The 24,935-nt window shown below is 41.9% G+C and carries 24 protein-coding genes; 20 read left to right on the forward strand and 4 right to left on the reverse strand.

Going from position 1 to position 24,935, the window contains the following annotated elements; translation table 11 throughout:
* Positions 1–27: 27 nt before the first annotated feature.
* The 4 genes from C1A05_RS02160 (at position 28) to C1A05_RS02170 (ending at position 2,754) form a co-directional block, all read left to right on the forward strand.
* Positions 28–552 (forward strand): hypothetical protein, encoded by a 525-nt coding sequence (locus C1A05_RS02160; RefSeq protein ID WP_102026525.1) that lies wholly within the window; start codon positions 28–30, stop codon positions 550–552.
* Positions 553–1,012: 460 nt separating this feature from the next.
* Entirely contained in the window at positions 1,013–1,174 is a 162-nt protein-coding gene (locus C1A05_RS17950) for a hypothetical protein (RefSeq protein WP_159461972.1), read from the forward strand.
* A gap of 199 nt (positions 1,175–1,373) precedes the next feature.
* Positions 1,374–1,748 (forward strand): hypothetical protein, encoded by a 375-nt coding sequence (locus tag C1A05_RS02165; protein ID WP_102026526.1) that lies wholly within the window; start codon positions 1,374–1,376, stop codon positions 1,746–1,748.
* A 25-nt stretch (positions 1,749–1,773) separates the two neighbouring features.
* Positions 1,774–2,754, forward strand: coding sequence for a methyl-accepting chemotaxis protein (locus tag C1A05_RS02170; RefSeq protein WP_102026527.1), 981 nt, complete (start codon positions 1,774–1,776; stop codon positions 2,752–2,754).
* Positions 2,755–2,953: 199 nt separating this feature from the next.
* Here C1A05_RS02170 and C1A05_RS02180 read toward each other — a convergent pair whose 3' ends face one another.
* A complete protein-coding gene (locus tag C1A05_RS02180) occupies positions 2,954–3,922 on the reverse strand; it encodes a sugar phosphate isomerase/epimerase family protein (protein WP_102026529.1) in 969 nt (322 codons plus the stop codon).
* A 164-nt stretch (positions 3,923–4,086) separates the two neighbouring features.
* Here C1A05_RS02180 and C1A05_RS02185 point away from each other — a divergent pair, with 164 nt between their 5' ends.
* The 7 genes from C1A05_RS02185 (at position 4,087) to C1A05_RS02215 (ending at position 11,984) form a co-directional block, all read left to right on the forward strand.
* Positions 4,087–5,076: a LacI family DNA-binding transcriptional regulator gene (locus tag C1A05_RS02185; protein WP_102026530.1), complete on the forward strand. Its 990-nt coding sequence runs from the start codon at positions 4,087–4,089 to the stop codon at positions 5,074–5,076.
* A 13-nt stretch (positions 5,077–5,089) separates the two neighbouring features.
* Positions 5,090–6,100: a Gfo/Idh/MocA family protein gene (locus tag C1A05_RS02190; protein ID WP_102026531.1), complete on the forward strand. Its 1,011-nt coding sequence runs from the start codon at positions 5,090–5,092 to the stop codon at positions 6,098–6,100.
* A 153-nt stretch (positions 6,101–6,253) separates the two neighbouring features.
* Entirely contained in the window at positions 6,254–7,057 is an 804-nt protein-coding gene (locus C1A05_RS02195; RefSeq protein ID WP_102026532.1) for a sugar phosphate isomerase/epimerase family protein, read from the forward strand.
* Positions 7,058–7,072: 15 nt separating this feature from the next.
* Positions 7,073–8,062, forward strand: a complete 990-nt coding sequence (locus C1A05_RS02200) for a Gfo/Idh/MocA family protein (RefSeq protein WP_102026533.1) — start codon at positions 7,073–7,075, stop codon at positions 8,060–8,062.
* A gap of 275 nt (positions 8,063–8,337) precedes the next feature.
* A complete protein-coding gene (locus tag C1A05_RS02205; protein WP_102026534.1) occupies positions 8,338–9,312 on the forward strand; it encodes an ABC transporter substrate-binding protein in 975 nt (324 codons plus the stop codon).
* A gap of 103 nt (positions 9,313–9,415) precedes the next feature.
* Positions 9,416–10,903 (forward strand): sugar ABC transporter ATP-binding protein, encoded by a 1,488-nt coding sequence (locus C1A05_RS02210; protein ID WP_102026535.1) that lies wholly within the window; start codon positions 9,416–9,418, stop codon positions 10,901–10,903.
* 19 nt (positions 10,904–10,922) lie between these two features.
* A complete protein-coding gene (locus tag C1A05_RS02215; RefSeq protein ID WP_102026536.1) occupies positions 10,923–11,984 on the forward strand; it encodes an ABC transporter permease in 1,062 nt (353 codons plus the stop codon).
* A 545-nt stretch (positions 11,985–12,529) separates the two neighbouring features.
* Here C1A05_RS02215 and C1A05_RS02220 read toward each other — a convergent pair.
* From C1A05_RS02220 to C1A05_RS02230, 3 genes are read right to left on the reverse strand one after another with little or no spacing between them, the layout of a single operon-like run.
* Positions 12,530–12,883 carry a cupin domain-containing protein gene (locus C1A05_RS02220; RefSeq protein WP_102026537.1) on the reverse strand — a complete coding sequence of 118 codons (354 nt, stop codon included), beginning with the start codon at positions 12,881–12,883 and terminating at the stop codon, positions 12,530–12,532.
* Positions 12,884–12,905: 22 nt separating this feature from the next.
* Positions 12,906–14,468, reverse strand: a complete 1,563-nt coding sequence (gene lsrK, locus C1A05_RS02225) for an autoinducer-2 kinase (RefSeq protein ID WP_102026538.1) — start codon at positions 14,466–14,468, stop codon at positions 12,906–12,908.
* A 20-nt stretch (positions 14,469–14,488) separates the two neighbouring features.
* Positions 14,489–15,409, reverse strand: a complete 921-nt coding sequence (locus tag C1A05_RS02230) for a sugar-binding transcriptional regulator (RefSeq protein WP_102026539.1) — start codon at positions 15,407–15,409, stop codon at positions 14,489–14,491.
* Between the two features lie 315 nt (positions 15,410–15,724).
* On the opposite strand from C1A05_RS02230, the gene C1A05_RS02235 reads away from it, so the two are divergent.
* The 9 genes from C1A05_RS02235 (at position 15,725) to pqqC (ending at position 24,930) form a co-directional block, all read left to right on the forward strand.
* Positions 15,725–17,233: a sugar ABC transporter ATP-binding protein gene (locus C1A05_RS02235; protein WP_102026540.1), complete on the forward strand. Its 1,509-nt coding sequence runs from the start codon at positions 15,725–15,727 to the stop codon at positions 17,231–17,233.
* Positions 17,226–18,236 carry an ABC transporter permease gene (locus C1A05_RS02240; RefSeq protein ID WP_234998254.1) on the forward strand — a complete coding sequence of 337 codons (1,011 nt, stop codon included), beginning with the start codon at positions 17,226–17,228 and terminating at the stop codon, positions 18,234–18,236. The genes C1A05_RS02235 and C1A05_RS02240 overlap by 8 nt, the downstream gene beginning before the upstream one ends.
* The gene (locus C1A05_RS02245; RefSeq protein ID WP_102026541.1) at positions 18,226–19,230 is read left to right on the forward strand and encodes an ABC transporter permease; all 1,005 of its coding nucleotides are present in this window, start codon (positions 18,226–18,228) and stop codon (positions 19,228–19,230) included. Before C1A05_RS02240 ends, C1A05_RS02245 begins: the two co-directional genes overlap by 11 nt.
* Positions 19,230–20,291, forward strand: coding sequence for an autoinducer 2 ABC transporter substrate-binding protein LsrB (lsrB, locus tag C1A05_RS02250; RefSeq protein WP_102026542.1), 1,062 nt, complete (start codon positions 19,230–19,232; stop codon positions 20,289–20,291). Before C1A05_RS02245 ends, lsrB begins: the two co-directional genes overlap by 1 nt.
* A 26-nt stretch (positions 20,292–20,317) precedes the next feature.
* Positions 20,318–21,208 carry a 3-hydroxy-5-phosphonooxypentane-2,4-dione thiolase gene (gene lsrF / locus C1A05_RS02255; RefSeq protein ID WP_102026543.1) on the forward strand — a complete coding sequence of 297 codons (891 nt, stop codon included), beginning with the start codon at positions 20,318–20,320 and terminating at the stop codon, positions 21,206–21,208.
* 71 nt (positions 21,209–21,279) lie between these two features.
* Complete coding sequence (locus C1A05_RS02260) at positions 21,280–21,786, forward strand: type 1 glutamine amidotransferase domain-containing protein (RefSeq protein WP_102026544.1); 507 nt, start codon at positions 21,280–21,282, stop codon at positions 21,784–21,786.
* A 672-nt stretch (positions 21,787–22,458) separates the two neighbouring features.
* Entirely contained in the window at positions 22,459–22,938 is a 480-nt protein-coding gene (locus C1A05_RS02265; protein ID WP_102026545.1) for a DinB family protein, read from the forward strand.
* Between the two features lie 346 nt (positions 22,939–23,284).
* Positions 23,285–24,187: a pyrroloquinoline quinone biosynthesis protein PqqB gene (gene pqqB, locus C1A05_RS02270; RefSeq protein ID WP_159461973.1), complete on the forward strand. Its 903-nt coding sequence runs from the start codon at positions 23,285–23,287 to the stop codon at positions 24,185–24,187.
* Between the two features lie 2 nt (positions 24,188–24,189).
* Positions 24,190–24,930 carry a pyrroloquinoline-quinone synthase PqqC gene (pqqC, locus tag C1A05_RS02275; protein WP_102026547.1) on the forward strand — a complete coding sequence of 247 codons (741 nt, stop codon included), beginning with the start codon at positions 24,190–24,192 and terminating at the stop codon, positions 24,928–24,930.
* The last annotated feature ends 5 nt before the right edge of the window (positions 24,931–24,935 follow it).

Below are 24,935 nucleotides of genomic sequence, written 5' to 3' on the forward strand. Positions count from 1 at the left end.
ATGGATACAATAACTGGAGTGAAAAAGATGAAAAAAGTATATTCTATTTTAAGTATTATGCTCGCCTCATTGCTATTCTTAAGTGCATGCGGCGATTCCAAAAATAGTAGTGTAAGTGTTGCGGATGAATTTTCAGACTATGAAGAGGGCATTGCTCCTTTATATGACCGATCCCTGAAACTGATCGAAATGAGTGGGCATTTTACAACAATTGTGGAACAACCAGAACAAGCCTACAACTATTTAAGAGATGAGATACTACCTTATGTAGAAGAATCCAAAAAAATAGCCGAAGACTTACAAGGAAGCTTGGAAAATAGAGAGCTAAAAGATTTAAATGAAATATCCTTAAAACAGTTTGACTTAATGCTCGAATCCTTTTCCAAGCAAGCAGAAGTAATGAAATTAAACATCCCACCAATGAGTGATGAAGAATTCAACCAATCCCAAGACATCTATATGGAAGTGGTGGAATTAGAAGAACAGATTGATCAGGTTATTGAAGAATATAATGCCAAGTATGATGAGTTGGAGGAGAAGTACGGAGAGTGAGTGGTGGGATTGGGTTTTTGGGTGCCTGTCACTCCCCGAGTTTTGTCGGGTTTTGTCGAATTGTGTTTAGTGGGAATCTGATTGTAATTTTCAAGCCGAAAACGGATGAGCGTTATCCATTTTCGGCTTTATTATGTCTTTGAATGAATCCTATTCCTAACTGAATTAAAGTGTAAATCTAGAAGTTTACGAAAATCAGGATAAAAAAGTAGGATTAGGTAAGGTTCCTAATGGTGATTTTCGTTATGAATTATATTCCACTGAAAAAGATATCTTGGAACAAGAGGCCATTCGTATTCACCCTAGGAATTTAGGTGAGCTGCCTAAGATATCCTGAATTTCGACAAATTTCGGGAAGTGACAGGCACTCCCAAAACAACACACAAGTTTTGGATTAAAGGTATAATTTTAATGAAGCATTAAAAGAATTACTACTATGATGCAAACAAAGGAGATAAAAATGTATAAAACAATTATGTTTTCAGATGGATCTTATTCTGCCACTACTTATAAAAAATATGAGGAATGGTTAGATGAGGTGCAAAAGCAGAAAAAAATTGAAATTATAGCTGTTACAGGATTAGAGCATGTATTAATAGTCACCTACAGGGATGCTCAATGATGAGATGGTGCTTAATATCTTTTGATAGAATTTAGGAGAGTGCCTGGCACTCTCTTAAAATTCGACAAATTTCGGGAAGTGACAGGCACCCCCACCCCCCTCCAAATTATCACACTATTCCACAAATTAAGACACATCTCTTCCTATTATGGTAATTTTTATGTAAAATATAGTTACAATGATTTAGGGGGAAGAGAAGATGTATAGTGTGAAAGTACTGGATAAGGCGAAGAAAATTGCGATGTTAAAGTGGGAAGGCGTTGTTAAGGTGGAAGAGGTTAACGATGCTAGCAAGCAATTGGATGACGTGTATCGTACATTTGGTAGTCAAAAGTTTTACTTAATGGTAGATGTGAAGGATTTAAAGGTTTTTAGTCCAGATACGAAGGAAGCGATTGTGGAGCAACAGAAGTGGATTAAAGACAAATTGCACGTATCCGCTGTCGTAATGGATAAGAAGTTAATTGAAGTTCAACTAAAAGAGGTAGGCCAAAAGTCTTCCGTTAACTCTCTAGAAGTTCCTTTCCCAACCTATGAAGAGGCACTTGCTTATTTGGAAAAGTTAGCAGCTTAATCTACTAAAAAAAGGAGTACATACAATGTTAAAACTTTTAAGTAGAAAGAAAACGAGTGACATAATAGTGGAAATGCCTGAAGAAGAAATTCAAGCGGAAAATGCCCAAAAGGATCCAGCATTACACGAGCTACTAGCTGATTTTTCCAAGAAGTTCGCCTCGTTGGCGGATGAATCGATTGCCAAAACTACTGAAACCAATCAGACGGTAAGCCATATTACCGAAAGCTCTGTAAAGCAAGCGGAAAAGGCAATGCAAAATACCATTTTAATGGACGAGCTAAATGATTTGATTTTAAAAATCAATGAGCGAACTGGAAGCTTAGAGATTAAGATAGAAGAGACGAAGAAAACGAAAGAGTCTGGTGAGGATACGGTTTCGAAACTAAAAGAAAGCTCGCTTGAAAATATCCAAGTGACCAATCAGATTGTAGAAGATATTACGAAATTAAAGGAACAGGTTCAATTTATTAGTTCTTTTGTCGTGACCATTAAGGATATTGCAGATCAAACGAATCTATTAGCTCTGAATGCATCCATCGAGTCTGCCAGGGCAGGGGAGTTTGGAAAAGGCTTTGGTGTGGTTGCATCCGAGGTTCGTAAGCTTGCGGAGCAATCCTCAACAGCTACGAAGGATATTGAAGATATTATCCATAAGATTAATGATCAGGTCGAAGAAACGATCACCCATATTGAGCAGTCGAATGACATTGCCGAAAAACAAGGGGAAATTGTGGCAGAAACAAGAAACTCCTTTAATGCGATTGGCAATGCAATCGAAGAAATTAAGGATGCTTTATCATGGGTTCAAGAAAGCAATATGGACATTAAGAACAAAAGCGAGGAGCTTACGAATAATAATTTAGAAATTCAAGAGCTCAGCGGGGAAAATGCAGAGGAAGCATACTTGCTCACAGACTCCATGGAAAAATTGACTGCACTCACAAACGAGGTAACCGAAAGTGCAGCCCAGCTTTCCGAAATCGAGAAAAGGTTTCAACTATAAACAGATCAAAAGGTAGAGCTCTTTCAAAAAGAACTCTACCTTTTCTCTTAATTCACGTGCACCACATACTCCCAACCAACTCCTTCATCATAACAGGCTTAAGAGTCTCAACTGCTTTACGAACCCCTTCTTCAACCGACAAGTGACTATCCTCATGTCCTAAAATTCGACAAATTTCGGGAAGTGACAGGCACCCCAATCAAGTCCACCACATACTGCCAACTGATTCTTTTACGATAACTGGCTTTAGGGTCTCGACTGCTTTGCTAAATCCTTCGTCAATGGACATGAGCCCATCCTCATGCTCGATGCTTACAACGTAGTCATAGCCATACAGCCTGAGTGTGCTGATCATGTCTGCCCAAACCTTTTGCTCGTGGCCGAATCCAACTGTGCGGAAGTACCAGGAGCGGTTTTGCATGTCGGAGTATGGGGTCATATCGGTTAAGCCGTTCCGATTCATATTTGGTTGATCGATAATGGTATCCTTTGCGTGGAAGTGATGGATGGCATTTTCCCGTCCTAAAATTTTAATCGATTCCACTGGATCGATGCCCTGCCACCACATGTGGCTTGGGTCAAGATTTGCGCCGATTGCTGGTCCACATGCTTCTCGAAGTCTAAGCAGTGTAGCGGGTGTATGTACGGAAAAGCCTCCATGCAGCTCAAGGCCGATTTTTACGTTATGCGCCTCGGCAAACAAAGCTTTTTCCTTCCAATAAGGAATGATTTTTTCTTCCCACTGCCATGTTAAAATTTCTTGATAATCATTTGGCCAAGGGGATACTGGCCAGTTTGGATATTTTGCATTTTCATGGTCTCCTGGACATCCGGAAAATGTATTTACTACAGGTATACCAAGCGTGCTTGCTAATTTCACCGTTTTCGTAAAAACCGCATCTGCTTCTTCTGCGATGTGTTTCTGTGGATGGAGTGGATTTCCATGACAGCTTAAAGCGCTTACAATTAAACCTCTGCTCGAGATTTTCTCCATAAATTCCTTTTGCTTTTGCTCATTATCCAGCAATTCCTCTACATTACAATGGGCATTGCCTGGAAAACCGCCAGTACCTATTTCCACAGCTTCAATCCCTTTGGATACGACGTGATCAAGCATCTCTTCTAGGCTTCGATCGGAAAATAACACAGTAAAAACCCCTAATTTCATAAACATACCTCCTTCTATTTATGTAATCCATTACATACTATTATACACAAAATATTCTGAAATCAAGGTGTAAATTTTGATATTGACAAATAATTCTAAAAATTTTACAATTTATTTTGTAATCGATTACATTTTAGATTTTCTAGTTGAAGGAAGGAATCATCATGGCAAATATTCAACAGGTTGCTCAAAAAGCAGGGGTCTCCGTTGCAACGGTTTCTAGGGTTTTGAATAATGCAACCTCTGTAAGTCCTGCTACGAAAAGAAGGGTAGAGACGGCGATCAAAGACTTAAACTATGAACCTAGCATGCTTGGTCGGAATTTACGGAATTCCGAAAGCCGACTATTGCTCGTATTACTCCCTAGTATTTCAAATCCTTTTTATACCGAAATCATCAATGGCATCCAGAATACCGCAATTGCAAACAACTACAACATTCTTCTATGTGAAACAGACTCCAATCCAGAGCGGGAAAACATCTACTTCAACATGGTCAAAAACAAACTAGCTGACGGAATCATCAGTATGGACCCAACCGTCAATATGCAGAAATTGAATGAGCTTGCCGAAAATCACCCTGTCATTCTATGCAGTGAGTACGAAGAGGGTGGGTGCATTCCCTATGTCACGATTGACAGTGAACAGGCAGCCTACCAAGCGGTAAAGCATTTGATCAAACTAGGTCATGAAAAGATTGCGCTTATTAATTCCGATGAAAAGTTCTTATATGCAAGACATCGTCGGGAGGGCTATGAAAGGGCGTTGAAGGAATTCCATCTTCCAATTCACTCGGAGTGGATTTACCACAGTAAGCAGTTGGATTTTCAAGACGGGGTGCAGGCAATAAGAAGACTGCTGCAGCTGGAGGAGAAACCAACAGCCGTTTTTGCGGTGTCGGATACGCTTGCAATCGGTGCGTTAAAGGGAATGAATGTAAAGGGTCTTCAGGTGCCGCATGACATGGCGATTGTCGGATTTGATAATATTAGCTTTTCCAATATGACAAATCCAACCCTTACAACCATTGAGCAGCCCATGCATAAAATGGGAGTCATCGCAGCAAACATGTTGATGAGTAGCATCAAAGGGGAGCAAGTGGAGAGTATCATTTTAGACCATGAGCTTATTATACGAGAGTCCACAATGGGTTAAGGAGGTGTAGTACATGGGATTAAAAGTAGGCATTATCGGATGTGGCTCGATTACGAGATATCGACATGCCCCGGAGTACGAAGCAAATCCGCATGTAGAAGAGATTGTCTTCTATGACCGTAATGTCGAGCGTGCGAAAAGTCTGGCGCAGCTCTTTGATGGAAGCTTTGTGGAGACGGCGGAGGAGTTGTTTTCGGATCCAACGATAGACGTGATTAGCGATTGTTCTTCCAATGAAGCGCATCATATCAATACGACAAAGGCATTGCTGAGTGGCAAGCATGTTTTATGTGAAAAGCCGTTAGCCATTAGTGTGAAGCAGGCCGAGGCCATTTTAGAAGCAGAACGTAAGTCGGGTAAAAAGCTGATGCTTGACCACAACCAACGTTTTACTAAGGCACATCAAAAGGCAAAAGAGATGATTGCCAGTAAAGAGTTCGGTGAAGTGCTAACCTTTAAGACGACCTTTGGCCATCAGGGTCCGGAAAGCTGGGGTGTAACCAAATCCAAGGCAACGTGGTTTTTTAAAAAGGACCGTTCTCATTCTGGGGTTGCAGGGGATTTAGGGATTCATAAAATCGATTTGATCCATTTTTTGCTGGATGATGAGATCGAAGAGGTGCATGCTTTTCACGGCGCTTTGGATAAAGTAGATGAAAACGGGATGCCCATAGAGGTTTGTGACAATGTGGTGTGTGCTTTAAAGACGAAGGAAGGGCGTCTTGGGACAGCATCCTTTTCATGGACCTATTACGGGGTAGAAGACAATTCAACGATCATCTACTGTCAAAAAGGAATTCTCAAAATCTATCATCATCCAGATGCGCAGCTTATCGTAGAAATGAAGGATGGCTCGGTTGTGAAATATGAGCTGGAGCAAATGCAAACGAATGATAATCAAACGAGCACAGGTGTCATTGATGCCTTTATCGATTGTATCGTTCATGATACAGAGCCTCCTGTGACAGGGAAGGATGCTTTGGCATCGCTGAGGGTTATCGAGAAGATTTTAGGGAATGGATAAAAAGTATTAAAAATTTTCAAAATAGTTTGACGAGTGGTTGTTTTTCTTTTAAGATATTTGTAACGGATTACATACATTTTATTACAAAAGACATCGTTCATCTCCTAACCTATTTGTTTATGTAATCAATTACATGTTGATAGGAGGGTTGGCATGTTAGATCAACTTGCGATCAATTCCAATACATACAGTGGTTTTTCGTTAGAGGATGCTGTAAAAGGGGCAAGTCAAGCTGGATTCACGAGGATAGAATTAGCAGCAGTGGAGCATACACCCCATGTTTTACCGTCTATGTCCGATGCGGAGCTTAGAGGCGTAAAGGCGTTGCTAACGGAATATGGAATGATGTGTGTCGGGATTGGTGCGCATAGCAATGTAATGAGACAAGAAGGAATTGAAAATTTACTGCAAGCCATTGATTTGGCTACCTATTTTGACAGTCCTTATGTGATTACCGCAACAGGAGATGCTCATGGCGACGCGGATGTGATTGAGGAGGAAAAGGTGCTCCTTCAAAGCCTAGAGCCTGTTGTAAAGAAGTGTGAACAGATGGAGAAAACGCTAGTACTAGAAACCCATGGGAACAATTTCGCAACTGGGGTATCCTTGAAAAAGCTTGCAGCATCGCTTGGTGACCGGGTCCGCATCAATTATGATACGGCCAATGTGATTTTTTACGGGAATGTGGAGCCTTATGAAGACCTTGAGAAGTCCGTTGATTTTGTGGAATTCATCCATTTAAAGGATAAGCTTGGGTCTCCTTCCGAATGGCATTTTCCCGCGATTGGCGATGGACAGCTAGATTTCAACCGGATTTTCCAGACTGTAAAGCAGGCGAATTACAAAGGGCCAATTAGCGTCGAGATTGAGTTCACACCAGACGGTCCAGCGAATGTGGAGGAGGTCCATCAATCGGTCCAAAAATCCTTCGACTATCTTGCACGACTACTTAAGTAAGTGGAGGGAGAAGGGATGCTAACAATTGGGCTTGTCGGTTTTGGATTTATTGGAAAAGCGCATTTTGAGGCGTATCGCGCCATTCCGGACGTAGAGGTTGCGGCTATTTGTACGACGAAGGAAATATCTGTGGATAACTACAACGGAATGCTTTTAACAGACTTTGATGCATTAATACAAGATAAAAATATGGATATCATTGATCTTTGTCTCCCGACGTATTTACATGAAGAATATATTTTGAAAGCAGCGAAGGCTGGGAAACACATTATTTGTGAAAAGCCGTTAACCTTAACGGAAGAATCTGCGAATAGAATTATCGATGCGGCTCAGCGGCAGCATGTGCGGTTGTTTGTAGGTCATGTCCTTCGCTTCTGGCCGGAATATCAGGCGATTAAAGGCGCTTTGGAGAAATTTCCGCAAGTGGACATTGTAACAGCGAAGCGCCTTGGTCAAGTACCGAGCTGGAGTGCGTGGTTTCAGCATCCAAATAAAAGCGGGGGAGCATTGTTTGATCTTCATATTCACGATATTGATTTTGCTTATGATTTGTTGGGGGATGTTGCATTTATATATGCAGTGGGGAAGCAAAATCACTATGGGGCATGGGATCATGTGATGACAACCTTAACTTTTGCAAACGGAACTGTCGCACATATGGAAGCCTCGCATCGAATGCCAAAGGGCTATCCCTTTACGATGAGTTTTCGCGCTCAGGGGAAGAATGCTACATTGGACTTTGAAATCCAAGCTGGGGAAAATATCGAGGCTGTGGATACGCGCTCCACACGTTTTCAACTTTATAAAAATGATCATCAAACCACCGTGGAAGTGCCACCAGGGGAAGCTTTTCAAAATGAATTGACCTACTTCTTAGACTGTATCCGGCATGGGGAAGAGAACCATGTCGTGCCATTGGATGACGTGCTCTATGTGATGAAGCTATTGAAGGCGATTGAGCAGTCGTTGGAGACAGGGGAGAAGGTATGGGTGAACGGCCAGTAAAGGGTTATCGAGCTCAATACGGATAAGTCACCGCAAACTGGTCTCCAGGAAAAGGTTTACCACAAACACAAATCACCATGAAAGAATCATAATAAAACAAAACAGCAAGACACTCCACAAACATTCCACCAGGAAAAACGTATTCATTCCACATCAAAGAAACATTTCAAATCGAAACACAACGATGAGGTTTTAAAGGAAACCTAATTTTACAACATAATTCAACTGAAATGAAAGCGCTTCAAATTAAATAAAAGCCTAAGGGGGTTTTACGAATGAAAAAGGCAGTAAAGCTATTTGTTTTACTTATATTGATTATGGTGCCGTTCTTAAGTGCATGTAATTCATCAGATGCGATTGGGGAAGACCCAGGTGGAGATTCAGGTGGGGACAAATATAAGGTTGGTATTTTGGCTCCAGCTGTTACGCATGGATGGGTAGCGGCAGTTGCGTACCATGCGGAGGAGCGTGCGAAGGAATTAAAGGATGAAATCGATTATCAAATCCATACGAGTAGCGATGCGTCTGAGATGACGGCTCAATTGGATGACTTGATTACATGGGGAGCAGATGCAATTGTAGCATTCCCGCAATGGGAAGGGATGGAGGTTCCGATTCAACGGGCGTTGGATGAAGGGATTGAAGTCGTAAACTTTGATATCGTCATTGATGTGGATGGGGTTTATCGTGTAGCTGGGGATAACTATGATATGGGTGTGCAAGGTGCGAACTATATTGTAGATAAGGTTGGAACTGAGGGCGACGTTGTTATTTTAGAGGTGCCGTCAGCTGGTTCGGTTTCGGAGCTTAGAACACAGGGCTTTGTGGAAACAATCGAAGAAATCGCACCAGATATGAACCTGCACACCTATGCGACACAATTTACAAGAGAAGACGGGCTGAAGGATTTTGCTGATATTTTAACAAGCATGGATCACATCGATGCCGTGTATTCCTTAGATGATGAAACATCTATTGGGGTGCTTCAAGCAATTAATGAGGCAGGTCGTACAGACATCCAAGTCGTAACTGGTGGTGGCGGTATGCAGGAATACTTTAAGATGATGCCAGAAAATGAAGACATCTGGATTCAATCAGCCCTATATAGCCCGGCTATGGTTAAGGATGCAATCGATGTTGCCCTTAAGGTTTTAGATGGTGAAGAGGTGGAAATGGAAACGATTATCCCAACTACCGTAGTAGATCGGGATAATTACGAAGAATTCCTTGATGATGGCTCACCATATTAAAAGGGCTTGTTCTCAAAAGAAGAGGGGTTATGGCATTGCTGTAGCCCCTTCTTTTTCACGTTGAGAACCTATGAACTACATAAAATGGTTTGGAAGTGATGCGATGAAGGTAGAAATGAAAAACATACGCAAATCGTTTGGAAGTAATGATGTTTTAAAAGGCGTGACGATGTCAATCCAAGGTGGCGACATTTGTGCGTTGCTTGGGGAAAATGGTGCTGGGAAATCGACCTTAATGAATATTCTTGGTGGGGTACATCAAATGGATGCGGGGTCGATTGTAATCGATGATAAGGAAGTGCACTTTGATACCCCAGCACAGTCGCAAGAAGCGGGGATTGCCTTTATCCACCAGGAGTTGAACTTAATTAACGATCTACCAATCTATGAAAATATGTTTCTCGGTCGGGAGCTAAAGACAAAAAGCGGTAGCTTAGATCTGAAGGAAATGTACAAACAAACCGAGGAAATGTTTGCAAAAATGGATGTGGATTTAGATCCAGGAAAAATGGTCCGTGACCTGGATGCATCGTACAAGCAAATCGTTGAGATATGTCGGGCAATGATGACAAATGCCTCCATCATTATTATGGATGAGCCTACAACCTCCTTAACCGATTCCGAGATTGAGAGAGTGTTTGCGATGATGGAAGCGATGAAGGAGCATGACGTTGGAATTATTTTTATTTCTCATAAATTAAATGAAGTGATGCAGATTTGCGATAAGTACCTTGTTCTTCGGGATGGAAACTTAGTTGCAGAAGGTTATGTTGCGGATGTGACGACAAAAGAGCTTGCTAGTTTTATGGTTGGCTATGACGTTCGAACCGAGTCGTTGCGAAGAGAGAAAACGGTTGGGGCGGAGGTGCTTCGAGTTACGGGACTGACCCACGAGCATGCCTTTCGTGACGTAAATGTATCGGTTCGTGCAGGAGAAATCCTTGGAATTACAGGCCTTCTCGGGGACGGTCGTAGTGAGCTGTTTCAGGCTATTTTTGGAGCGGAGAAGTTTACCTCTGGACAGATTCATTTAAATGGAAAAGAAGTGCGCATTAAGAGTACGTACCAGGCCATAAAGGAAGGGATTGCTTATCTTCCACGTAATCGGAAGGAAAATGCCATCATTAAAGATATGAACATTATGGAAAATGCTTCGATTGCCACCTGGCCAATGTTTTCGAAAAGAGGCATCATCAACAGTAAAAAACATCGTGAAACCTTTGAGGAGCAGCGTGCAGCACTTAGGCTGAAAATGGGTGAATTAACCGATAGTATTACGAGCCTTTCAGGAGGAAATCAGCAAAAGGTTGTGCTTGCTAAATGGTTAGCCGCGAATCCGAAGCTTCTAATATTAGATAACCCGACACAAGGTGTAGACGTCGGGGCGAAGGAAGATATTTACGATATTATTTTAAAGCTTGCAGAAGAGGATATCGCAGTCGTGGTGCTTTCGAGTGAAGCGCAGGAAATTATTCGCATTTGTGACCGAGCTCTCGTCATGTTTCACGGAGTCATTCAAGGTGAGGTTGCTGGTGACTTGATGAATGAGCATACGATTATGAATCTAGCTACAGGTGGCGTGCTAGCGTAGGAAAGGGGAGATACCAATTATGAAACCACAATTAGAACATACAAGCCCAGTGAAAAAGAAGAGAAGCTTTTGGGGATGGTTTAAATACAAATGGCAAAACGATCCACTTTTTAGTATTGCGAATGCCTTAATTATTATGGTTATTCTTCAAACATTGGTGCTCGGCTTTGACTATGATTCCTTTGGGGCATGGCTGGAATCGTGGACGAACAACTGGATCAACATTTTGCGGAATAATGCTGGGATTGGAATTATTGCGTTAGGGATGACCTTTGTTATTATGACGGGTGGCATTGATTTGGCGGTCGGTTCTACGCTCGTTATTACCGGTGCCTTCACGATGTATTTACTCGATACAGGAGCAAAAGGTATTCTTGGTGCAATCGGAATGTCTGGTACGCCAGCCATCATTGTTACCATTATTCTTGTTTTAGCGTTTGGCTATTTACTCGGCTCCCTAATCGGTGTTTCCATTACAAAAGGGAATGTACCCCCATTTATTGCAACCCTAGGGGCAATGATGATTTTTAGAAGTGTGACCCAGCATTTCACACAAGGCTACAATACAACGGTGCCGATGGAATTTTTACAAGTATCTAGCTTTAAAATTGGCGATCTGATGATTATGCCGATTATTTATTGGGCAGTCATCGCCTACATTCTTTGGTATATCTCAAAGCGAACAACATTTGGTAGACAAATTATCGCAGTTGGTTCCAACGAGCGAGCGGCAAAATTATCCGGGGTCAACGTCCATAAAGTAAAGCGCCGTGTCTATGCTTTAATGGGATTGCTAGTTGCCATTGCTGCTATTATTCAAGTGTCCCGCATCGGCTCCATGGACTACTCCAATGCCGGTAGAGGAATGGAAATGGATGCGATCGCAGCAGCTGTCGTAGGTGGCACGAATATGATGGGAGGGCGAGGCTTCATCCTCGGAACGGTATACGGAATGCTGATTATCGCAGTGATGAATAATCTATTAAATTTATTTGGGGTACCACCGTTTTTGCGAGATGCGTTTAAGGGTGTTATTGTAATTGTCGCGGTGTTGTTGCAGAAGAAGGAGAAGGCGGCATAGGATAATGAAGGTTGTTTTGAACAAGCGAGTAATCATGGAATCCTGGCGAGTATTTTTATCTTATTGGCGAATATTTACGCTGGTTCAGAGAGTAAATTTTATTAAGCCGAAAACGGACGAGTATTTTCTGTTTTCGGCTTGTATTATTTTCGTTTTGACTCGTAAATCATGTTTATTGGCGAGTATTCTTCGGGCGGGCGCGTATTTTCGCTAATAGACGAGTATTTTCTTTTGATTGACGAATAAAATGGCTAATAGACGAGTATTCAGGATATAGGCGAATAAACGTTTGAATCAGACGTGTAAAAATATCGAATATACGAATATTGCCTTTCCCATGGCGAGTATTTATCCATTACACGCTTTTTTTCCAAGATTTCAGCCGCGCTACCCTAAAAAATAGTGAGGCTGCTTAGCGCAAGCCCCACAAAGACCAAAATGGCTCATTTAATATTAAATTCCTCTACTAATCTACATGCCAGCATTTGCTTTTGAGAAGAAAGTGACTTCCCCATAATTATGCTTATACCTTAACCCACTCACCCCTAATATGGCCGATACTCCACCTCAACCTTATCCTTCTCCTGATACGGGGATAACATAAATGCAGCTTTAAAATCGACGTCGCCCTTATTAATTAAATAATGGACTTTTTTTGGCTCTACATGGATAAAGTCTCCTTTTTTACAATGAAAGATTTCTTCGTCGATATGAATTTCTAATTCTCCTTCTAAAATATAAAAGTTCTCTTCCATGATATTATGGTAATGGGCAGTGAAATCTTCCCCAGGCTTTAATACGACGATACCAAAGTTCATTCTTGGTCCTTTTAATAAATATTTAGGACCGCTTTCACCAAATCTGTATTCTCTTTCTTGTTCATTTACGACTACCGACATTGTCAACACTCCCTCAATTTTTTTATAAACCAGGTGCAATCCACATGTGCTCGGTTAAACCTTGATCTGCTAGTTCTAGCTGGTTTTTATAAATACCCTCCCACTTGTTGTAAAGCTCGCTATAAATCGTGTGATGCTCTTCCATTGGGTAGAAGGTTTTTTCGAATTTCACTACCTTGGAAATGGCGTCCTCAAAGCTTTTGTAAACTCCTGCCCCAACTCCAGCACAAATTGCTGCTCCGAGTGCAGTGGACTCTTTTACTACTGGAACCTTTACCGGTTTGTTCAAAACGTCTGCGATGATTTGGCACCATAAATTACTTTTGGATGCTCCTCCGCCAAAAATAATCGACTCAGGGGAGGTGTTTGTAATTTCATTTACTAGATCGATATTTCCTTTTGTCACAAAGGCAGCATTCTCCATAATAGCCCTGTAAAAGGTGGCTTTATTAAACTTCTCGGCATCTAGCTTGAAATCTAGGAAGCTAGGTGATGCGTGCTTCCAAGAAATGTAGTTCATTTTATCGGAAAAGGTGCTGATCATCCCGTTACTTCCAACTGGCACCTTTTCTGCTCGTTTTTCCATTTGGTCATAAATGCTTTCCCCGGTTTGTTCCTGCAAGTATTTCTCTAGCTCGCAAAAGCTATCTCGAAACCATCTCATGACAAGACCTGGGAAAAAGGCAATTGCTTCATATTGCCATGTGTTTGGGACGGCATGGCAGTTGATTCGTACGCGGCACTGCTCATCCATTTGCACCTTCTCTGTGGTGTACTCGTATTGCCAAAAGCTCCCGCCTAATACAGCTGCATCCCCATCTTTAATAACGCCCATGCCGATGCACCCTAGTTGAGCGTCTCCACCACCAGCTACAACTAAAGTGTCCGTGCTTAATCCTGTAAGCGCTGCCATTTCTTCGGTAACATTCCCAATTACGGTACCACTTTCAAAAACAACTGGGTAAATATCGTTTCGAATCCCGGTCCTTTCAGCAATGGAATAATCCCATGTCCGCTTACTTATGTCAAAAAGTCCGGTTGTACAACCGTTGGAGGGCTCGACGGAAAGGATTCCGGTTAAGCGGAAGGTGATCCAGTCATTTAGCATCGTTACGTATTTAATTTTTTCGTACGTGTCTGGAAGGTTATTTTTTACCCAAAGTATTCTTGGGATCGCCCCTAGTGAAAAGGTTTGGCCGGATAATGTATAAATGTCGGATTCGAGTGTATTGCTTATTTTATGTAGGTTGGATACTTCGTCATTAGAGCGAGAGTCTACATTTGCACATGCCCACAATTCGTTTTCGTTTTCATCGTATAACACAATCGCTTCTCGCATGCTCGTAGTTGAAATGGAAAGGATGTCTTGAGGATTTACGTTGCTGCTAACAAGTGTTTCGTTAATGAGCTTTTGAATGATTTTCATGTTGGTTGTAATGTCAAAGTCCATGGACCCGGGATACCTAGGATCTTCCTTGTGGGTCCATTCTGCTTGAGAGACGGTTAATTCATTACCTTTTGAATCAAATAAGATTACTCGGACGCTGCCGGTTCCAGCGTCAATTGCCATTAAGTATTTCTCCATTTGAATCTCCCCTTTGCCTATTATTCTAATAAACGTTGAGCGACTGCTTCATTGGTGATTAGCACATCCACATACCCTCCTTTTAGTGCCCCGATGATGGCCTCTCGTTTTTCGAGTCCACCGGCTACGGCTACAACATGGTTTAACGATTTCAGTAAATCAATTTCCGTGCTGATGAGTTGTTTATGTAATGGTAAATCAATCACATTGCCGTTAATGTCATAGAATTGGCTTAATATGTCACCTACTGCCCCTTTTGATTTTAAAATTTCAATATCATTCACTGATAAAAGACCTTCTTTAACAAGTGTCGCTTTTTCGGATAATGCCCCGATCCCAACAACCGTGATATTGGAGTATGGAATCATCTCCATAATATTTTTAATGGAATCCTCGTTGCTAAGTTGTGTCGCAAGCTCTTCGGTCGAAACCATTAGTGGAGAGGGCATGATGTAATGCTTATAGTTTGGGTTTGTATAGTAATCTGCTGTTTTATCGATCGCAGTAGGCATATAAAACTTCACCCCACCTGATAAAGAAACAAAGGTTACTTTGTACTTCGTGGAAATATTTAAATGCCCTAATGTTTTCGAAACTGCTTTTCCGTAGCCAACATTGATTAACGTGTCACTCGTAATGCGGTCTTCGATATATTGAGCGGCGGCGATGGTTAGGCTATCTACAGAATGCTCGTGGGAATCTGGCACGATGTAAATATCCTTTAGGTTGTATTTCTCCTTTATTGCATTTTGTAGATCGATGTTTGCAATCTTCTCTAAGTTGATTTTGAACTGAATGACGTTATTCGCTTTGGCCTTCTCCAAATATTTAATTACTTTCATTCTGGATATGTTTAGCGATTCTGCAATTTCGTTTTGGGTTAGACCTTCGTTGTAATACTTCCAAGCTACTTTCACGATTAAAATGTTTTCATATGTCATGTCTCATCACTCTTTACAACGTATTTTGGAACAAATGCTTAATGGTTAAACTTATGTTTATTGATAAAACAAATATAACAGTAAATTAGTGGGTGGTCAATATATGTTTTACAGGTTATAGGAAACATTATAACCATTTACTTTACTGATATAGTAAGGTTTTTACTATAGAAATAAACGGATCGGTATTATTTTATAAAAATTCAGAAAATAATAAAATGATGCTTGATAAATAAAATGTATTAAATTATAATGTAACCAACTCATAGGTAAGCGGTTACATTTTAGTGAGTTTCCAGGATAGGGGGTTCCATAATGGGGGAAAAAGCAAAAACCCTAGTTAAATTAGAAAATATACAAAAGTCCTTTAACCGAAACAAAGTGTTAAAAGGGGTTTCATTAGATATCCGTGAAGGAGAGGTTGTTTCCATTATTGGCGGAAATGGTGCAGGAAAGAGTACCCTAATGAAAATCCTTACTGGTGTCTACAAAGCGGATGCTGGTGCTTTAGAAGTGAACGGGGAGAAAATAGAGGGTTACAATCCATCCATTGCTCATGAAAAAGGCGTCTATTTAGTTCCTCAAGAGCCTCTACTATTCCCGAATATGACGGTAGAACAAAACCTCACCATTGGATTCCACAAAAACAAACATGACGTAAGATCTGAAACAAAACAACTAATAGAAGAATTAGGCTGGGATATGGACTTAAATCGGTTGGCGAACTCATTAACCATTGCCGAGCAGCAACAGCTAGAGATTATAAAAGGGTTACTGCGTAATTCGAAGGTGTTAATTCTAGATGAACCAACCTCTGCTTTAACCTTTTCGGAAACCGAATCATTGTTTAAGGTGGTGGAAAAGCTGAAGGCCTCGGGTGTAGGAATCTTCTATATCACCCACCGGTTAGATGAGGTTTTTCAAATTTCCACACATGCGGTCATTTTGCGAGATGGCAAGGTGACATTAAAGGGCAGTATTGATGAATTTACGAAGGATATGTTAATTCAAGGGCTGCTTCCTGCTAATAATGAAAAAGAGTATAGCGATCAATTTGAGAAAAAGGCGAGAATCCTGGAGAATGAGGAAGCTGTGTTAAAGGTTCAAAGCATTAGTGGGAACGGATTTCGTAACATAAGCTTTGACGTTTATAAAGGAGAAGTCGTTGGTCTTGCTGGTCTTGTTGGAGCAGGGAGGACAGAGATTGCCGAAGCGATTTATGGGATTAATCGGGTAACAGAGGGGAACGTCCTTCTGAATGGCCAAGATATTACCAATCTATCGGTCTATGAAACGATTCAAAGTGGTCTCGCTTATATACCGGAGGATCGTTTCTTGCATGGGATATTCTCCATTACCTCTGTGCGGAATAATATCACGGCACAGATTATGAAACGACAGGGGTTTTTTACGAAGAGGAAAAAAGAAAAGGCCCTTACAAAGGAGTATGTGGAGCGGTTAAGCATTAAGCTTAGTAGCCAGGAGGATGAGATCAAATCTTTATCAGGTGGGAATCAGCAAAAGGCCGTTATCGCCCGCATTCTTTCCACAAATCCCCAGGTCATTATTATGGATGAACCGACAAGAGGGATTGATGCAGCTGCGAGAAGTGATATTTATCAAATTATTACCGAATTGAAGGAACAAGGCTTCTCGATCTTACTTATTTCCTCTGATTTGGAGGAAATCGAACGAATTAGTGATCGAATTTATGCTATTTATCGTGGTACCTGCAGCGCATGTCTTGGACTGGACGAAATCAATGCAACCAATGTGATGAAGGCTGCGTTCGGTACATATGAAGGACGTGATTCGTATGTCTAGGCTGAAATGGGTAACGAAGCAGCGTGAATTTCGAACATTTCTATTTCTGGTCATTCTGTTTGTTGTGGTCGGCCTTGTGAACTCGGATTTTCTTTCGGTTGGTAACCTACATAATTCCTTGAAAAGTAGTTTGCTCTATATTGTGCTAGCGGTAGGGATGACCTTTGTCTTACTCACAAGAAATATTGATATTTCCGTTGGTGGGGTTCTTGGTTTAAGTGCAGCGGTAAGTGGGATGATTCTACGGGATGGCGGTAGCATGATCGTTGCGATTGTTGTGGCCATTTTAATCGGAGCTGTGATTGGGCTTATTAATGGGCTTGGTGTTACACGATTAAGAATATCTTCGTTCATTATGACCTTGGGGATGCTTGAGATTACGCGAGTGGTGCAGGTCATCTACACGGATGGTCAATGGATTGAAAATTTGCCGGCCGGCTTTAAGAAAATTTCTCAAATGAACATACTCGGGATTAATCTTTTATCCATTCTTGTGATAGCAGCCGTAATTCTTGTCCATCTCTATCTAACGAAAAGTCGAAAGGGAAGATATTTTGCAGCAATTGGGGATAACGAGGATGGGGCAGTATTACTCGGGATACCAGTGAAACGATATGTCACCTATTCCTTTGTCGTTTCGGGAGTATGTTCTGCATTAGCGGGATTGATATTTGCTAGTCAAATTGGCTTTATCTCTACAACTGCAGGGTCTGGTATTGAAATGACGGTAATTGCTGCGGCTGTTCTTGGTGGTGTGTCGTTGAATGGTGGAGTCGGAACGGTTGTTGGGGCGACCATTGGAGCTGTGATCATGATTTCCATTAATTCAGCCTTAGTATTTATGAAGGTTCCTGCATTTTGGAATGCTGCGATTTCAGGTTCATTACTAATTATGATTGTCGTAACCGATGTGCTACTAGCGAGAAAATCAAGTAAGCAGGCGAAGAAGGAAAGGCTAAGTGCAAGAGTCCTTCAAGAGGGGGTAGAGGTCCATGCTAAGTAAAATACCAAAATGGAATCTAGTGCTGATTCTCGTTTTAGTAGTGGAAATTATCGTTTTTGGCTTAATGAATCCGCGCTTTTGGAATATTACGATTCTCTTAAATAGCTTTAATGATTTTATTGGAATAGCGATTATCGGCTTTTTTGTAACGCTTGTGGTGATCACCGGAGGAATTGATATTTCGGGCGGGTCGATTATAGGATTAACCTCTGTTGTGACGGGGATCCTTTCGCAAGTAGTTGGTTTAAATATATGGCTATCTATTATTCTAGCTATTTTAGCTGGAGGATTATGTGGCCTGCTAAATGGCGTGTTGATTGCCTATGGTGGCGTTCAAGCGATGGTCATCACATTAGGTGGGATGCTCCTTTATAGTGGAATCGCCATTGTCCTAGTTGGGTTATCTGGAGTTAGTACATATGAAGGCATTTCCGGATTCCCAATGGAGTTTAGCCAAATTGCTTATGGAAAAGTAATGGGCATTCCGAACTCTGTCATTTTATTTCTCCTGATGTTTGCTATCGCCTATATCCTTCTGCATTTGACGAGATATGGGAGATCTATCTATTTAACTGGTATTAATCAACATGCCGCTGAGTACTCGGGTATTAATACGAAGCGAATTATTACGAGTACCTATGTCCTGTCAGGTCTTAGTGCTGGGGTAGCTGGTGTGATGTTAACTTCCTATTTAGGGAGTGCAAGAGCAGACTTTGGCTCGGAATACCTCATGCCGATTTTAACGGTTGTGGTTTTAGGAGGAACATTAATTACAGGTGGTAAAGGGGGTGTCTTCGGAACGGCAATTGCTAGTATTATCGTTGGTTTCTTGCAGGTAGGTTTGCAAATGGGCGGGGTGTCCACCCAATATATTGGTCTCGCAACTGGGTTATTACTAATCATCTCTGTAGCGTTTTTAGGCATTTCGTCAGACTTTAAGTCGAATATGAAAAGACTGATAACACCTAAAAAAATAGTAGGGGGTAAAGGGTAATGAAAAAGTCGAACATTCTTAAAATGTTGATGGGAGCTTTACTAGTATTCTTATTGGCAGCTTGTAATTCAGAGGAAGGGGCATCAGGTGAAAAGGATAAGGATGATATTGAAGTTGTATTTATCCCGAAAATGACTGGGAATGCATTCTTTGAATCTGGTAATGACGGTGCCCAGGCAATGGCGGAGGAAGTTGGATTCACTGTGAAATACGATGGTGCACCTGAAGGAACGGTTGCGAACCAAGTGCAAATCATTAATAGTGCCGTAAGTAGTGGTGCAGATGCGATTGCGATTTCTTCTGTAACATCAGATGGACTTAATCAAGCACTTCAAAATGCCATTGATGCAGGTGTAGAGGTTGTTACGTGGGATTCGGATGTAGACCCAGAATATCGTACTGTATACATCAACCAAGGAACACCTGAGATTTTAGGGAAAATGCTAGTGGATATGGCGGCGGAACAAATGGATGATCCGCAAGCAGAGCAGCAAGTAGCTTGGTTCTATTCTAGCCCGACCGTTCCGGATCAAAACGCATGGGTGGATTATGCTGAAACGTATATTGCAGAAGAATTTCCGAGCTGGGAGATTGTGACAAAGCAATTTGGGGAAGGGGACGAACAGCTATCCTTACAAATTGGCGAAAGCATTATCGATTCCTACCCAGATCTAGATGCAGTTATCGCGCCAGACTCTACAGCTCTTCCAGCAATGGCGCAAGCAGCGGAAAACAAAGGGCTAACGGCTGAGGATTTAATTATTACTGGCTTTGCTTCTCCAAATTCAATGAGACAGTTTATTGAAAATGGAACCATTGTGAACCATGGTCTTTGGGATGTAACAGACCAAGGTGCACTTGCGGTATATATCGCATATTACCTAGCACAGGGCAATGAGCTTAAAGTAGGGGATACAGTCGAGGTTCCAAATATGGGTGAAGTAAAAGTAGAACCAAACTCCATCCAAGGATACGACTATGAAGCCGAGGATTCCGGTATTATCGTATTGCCGGAGAGAATCGTATTCACGAAAGAAAATACCAATGACTATGACTTTTAATTAATAAACGAAGGGAGAACGATGAAATGGCAGATAATGTAGGAAATAAAGATGCAAAGAACTTTGCAGAAGATATTCCTTTTGCAAATGAAGGAAGCTTTCATGTGAAAGGTGCCTCCAATTTGGACTGGGGCATGAAGGATCGACTATCGAGAATTTTTAACCCAAAGACTGGCAAAACGGTAATGCTCGCGTTCGACCATGGCTATTTTATGGGACCAACCTCTGGATTAGAACGACTGGACCTCTTAATTCCAAAGCTAGCAAACGATGCCGATTGCTTAATGGGTACGAGAGGTGCGATTCGAAGTAGTGTTCCGGCTACATATAATAAGGCGATTGCGCTACGTGCCTCATCAGGCTCTAGTATTTTAGAGGATGATCTTAGCCATGAATCGATGGTAGTCGATATTGAAGAGGCTATTAAAATGAATGCGAGTGCAATGGCTATCCAAACCTTCATTGGAGCCGATGGACAAAAAGAAACGATTGAAGCTGTCAATCAAGCAGTGAACTTAGGCTCTCGTTATTCCATTCCGACAATGGGGGTTGTGGCAGTTGGAAAGGAAATGGAGCGTACCACGAAATTCTTCCTATTAGCAACAAGAATGCTAGCTGAATTTGGGGTTCAAATTGTGAAAACCTATTATTGTGAGGATTTTGAAAAGGTAGCTTCTGCTTGTCCAGTGCCATTAGTTGTCGCTGGTGGTAAAAAGGTTCCAGAAAAGGATGCGCTCACTCTAGCATATCGTTCGATACAAGGAGGAGCGGCTGGCGTCGATATGGGCCGCAATATTTTCCAATCGCAAAATCCAGAAGCAATGATTCAAGCAGTTGGAAAGGTTGTGCATGAAGGCTTCACAGATTTAGAGGCATATGAATTTTACTTAGATGTAACGAATGTTACGGTTTCATAGAGAATTGAAGAAGAGCTTCTACTTAATGGGTAGAGGCTCTCCTTATTTTAAATTTATAGGAGGTATTTTAAATGGCAAAGGTAGCATTTTTATTAGCACCAGGATTTGAGGATTCGGAGATGAAAAATCCTTATGAAGCAATTTCAGAAGCGGGGCATGAGGTGGTCATCCTTGGTAATGACAAAGGCGTGATTTGTGAGGGAAAACAAGGAACGGTCTCTTATGAAACGGAGATTGCGGCAGGTGAGGCGAACCCTGATGATTTTGATGCGGTTGTTATACCAGGAGGTAGTGCACCAGAGGAGTTGCGGATAAATCAAGGAACCGTCAATTTTGTAAAAGCAATAGATGAGCGTTCCAAACTGATTGCGGGCATTTGTCATGGTCCGCAAGTGATGATCAGTGCAAATATTCTTAAAGGAAAAACGGTTACCTGTTACTTAGGAATTCGAGATGATGTCAAAAATAGCGGAGCGGCATTTTTGGATCAAGAAGTAGTAGTTAGTGAAAATATCGTTACATCGAGAACGCCGAAGGATGAACCAGCATTTATACGAGAAATTTTAGCGAAACTGTAAGAGGGCTGGGGCGGGGGCTTGTCCTGAGGGTTAATGATGTGACAGCGATAGCGTTGGATGAGGGTGGGTGCGCTGGTAGTGGACGAGTAATGGAGAGGTTTCTGCGAGTATGGTTAGCTTATGGAAGAATATTTTTGGTGATTCTGCGAGTAAATTTTAACAAGCCGAAAAGGGGCGAGTATTTTTCGTTTTCGGCTTGTATTATTCTGGGATCGGCTCGTAAATCTTGGATATGGACGAGTATTTTTCGTGTCGGCGCGTATTTATGATAATAGACGAGTATTTTCCTTTGAGTGACGAATAAAATGGCTATTAGACGAGTATGCAGGATATAGGCAAATAAATGCTTGAAATGGACGAGTAAAAATATCGAATATACGAATATTGCCTTTCTCATGGCGAATATTTATCCATTACACGCTTTTTTTCCAAGATTTCAGCGGCGCTAACTTCAAAAAATAGTGAGGCTGCTTAACGCAAGCCCCATAAAACCTTTTATTTTCAACAAAAGTATGAAATGCCAGCCTAAAAAAACCTAGCATTTCGAATCGTTAATTAAACAGGTTCCCGAATTTACCGAAACCAGCTCATGCCCTAGCATCTCTTCCTTTCCTAATTTCAATATAATCTGTTATGATGTGGATAAAAGCAATGAAAATGGAGGTTATGCTCATGTATCGTAAAGTAGAGGATTTTCTTACAGATTGGACAAAATCATCAAATGGTACTGTTCAAGTGCTTGAATCTCTTACAGATGACACATTAGGACAAGCAATCGTAGAAGGGCACAGTACACTTGGGTGGTTAGGCTGGCATTTAGCGACAGCGCAAGCTTATTTTGGTTCACTAGTAGGGTTAAATGTAAAAATCGATGGGGATGTCAATACAGTTCCCCAACGTGCTAGTCAAATTGCGGATGCTTATAAAAAGGCAGCAGAAAGCCTAAAGCGTGAAGCAGAGCAAAAGCTCAGTGATGAAAAGCTCGAGGAAAACGTGGATGCTCATGGTACTCCAACACCAAGAGGAGCGTTGCTGCGTACATTAATAGACCACCAAACCCATCATCGCGGACAAATGACGGTCTTACTTCGTCAAGCTGGATTACCAGTACCAGGTGTGATGGGACCAACAAAAGAAATGCAAGCAAAATAGTTACATAGGTAAAGTGCTTCTTCCTAAAAAAGGGGAGAAGCGCTTTTTTTGTGTCCACCATGGAATGTTGGTAAAGAGGACATCTATATTTCACTATCCACCATTTTATCGCTTGTCCCGACTTGTCCTGCTAAATTCTTGGTTATTTCGAGCCATTCCTCGACATAAGATTATGTTGAAGAGTAATCGTAGTTCTTCATTCCTTTGGAAAGGCGGTGAAACGTATGTGGTTAGAGCCTGAATATAAAGTAATCAATACTGCTTCTGAGGTGACGATGTATTCCTATATTAGTAAAAAATAAATTTTGCTATTGTTGAAAGGACTGAAGATAAAATTCGAATAAAGGTGATCGGTACGGCTGCCGGGGGAGGGTTTCCGCAATGGAATTGTGCATGTCCCAATTGTCAAAGCGTCCGTAACGGGGAAGATGGGCTTAAGCCACTTATGCAGTCTTCCCTTGCGATTAGTGTAAATGGCGAGGATTGGTACTTAATTAATGCAGGGCCGGACGTGAATCGGCAAATCCTTTCTTTTTCAGAATTGCATGCGGGTCCGGGCATACGAGAGATTCCTCTTGCTGGTGTTATTTTAACAGATGCGGAGCTGGATCATACGATTGGCCTGCTATGTTTGCGGGAAGGGTCGAGCTTGACGATTTATGGGACGGATACCGTATATCGAAATTTGAATCGTGCTTTTCCGGTCTTTCCGATGCTGGAAAATTACTGCTCGTGGGAGTGGCAGACACTCGCTCCGAATGCTCCATTGCAAATTGGGAATCAAGCGGATGGGTTAGTAACGATTGAAACCATACCAGTATCGAGTAAGCCACCACTTTATGCATCTTCCCAAAGTGAGATAGGGGATGTTTGGGAGGTCGGCTTACTCCTTCATAATGAGCAAACAGGAAAGTGCCTTGCCTATTTTCCTACTATTGAAAGCTTTACTCCTGAAATCGAAGCGAGCCTACAAAAGGCTGATGTCGTAATGGTCGATGGCACCTTTTGGTCAGCGGGTGAGCTCGTTCAGCTGGGAGCAACATCCCGGAATGCACACGATATGGGGCACTTGCCGGTTGGTGGTGCATCGGGAATTGCGGAAAAACTCCGTAGCTTGCCGGCGGAGCGTAAGATTTTGATTCATATTAATAATAGCAATCCGATATTACGAAAAGGCTCGATGGAACGGAAGACGTTAGATAAGCTAGGTATAGAAGTTGCTTATGATGGTTTAGAGTTGGAGGTGTGAACATGTTTGAATATGCGGAAAAGCTAGGGAATCTCGATGCGAACCAGGAGCCTTGGACTCGCCCACAATTTGCGGAAGCGTTACGAAAGGTTGGAGCGGCATCCTATCATGACAAACATCCATTTCATGTGGCGATGCATGAAGGGAAGCTCAGTCGCGAGCAAATTCGCGGCTGGGTAGCGAACCGATACTACTATCAAAAGTCTGTTCCGATTAAGGATTCGGTAATCTTATCGAGGCTGCCATCACGAGAATTACGGCGGGATTGGATTCAACGCATTCTGGATCATGATGGAAGGCACGGGGAAGATGGTGGAATTGAAGCGTGGCTTAAGCTAGGCGAATCCGTAGGGCTGTCCCGGGTAGAGATTTTGCGTGAGGATCATGTTGTCCCTGGGGTTCGTTTTGCGGTCGATGCTTATGTGAATTTTACCCGTCAACAGCCGTGGATCATTGCGGTTGCCTCCAGTTTAACCGAGCTGTTTTCTCCGAACTTAATTGCGAAGCGGATTAAAATTTTAGAGGAGCATTATCCGTGGATTGGCAGAGAAGGGCTCGTTTATTTTCGTAATCGGTTAACCCAAGCACCTCGAGATTCCGATACAGCGCTGAGGCTAGTACTGGATTATTGTCAAACACGGGCGGAGCAGGAGCGAGCAATAGATGCTTTGCGATTTAAATGTGATGTTTTGTGGACACAGCTAGATGCCATAGAAAAGGCATTTCCGAATGAAGCACAATAGGATTG

The organism is Salirhabdus sp. Marseille-P4669 (assembly GCF_900240405.1).
In the GTDB taxonomy this organism is placed as follows: domain Bacteria; phylum Bacillota; class Bacilli; order Bacillales; family Alkalibacillaceae; genus OEQK01.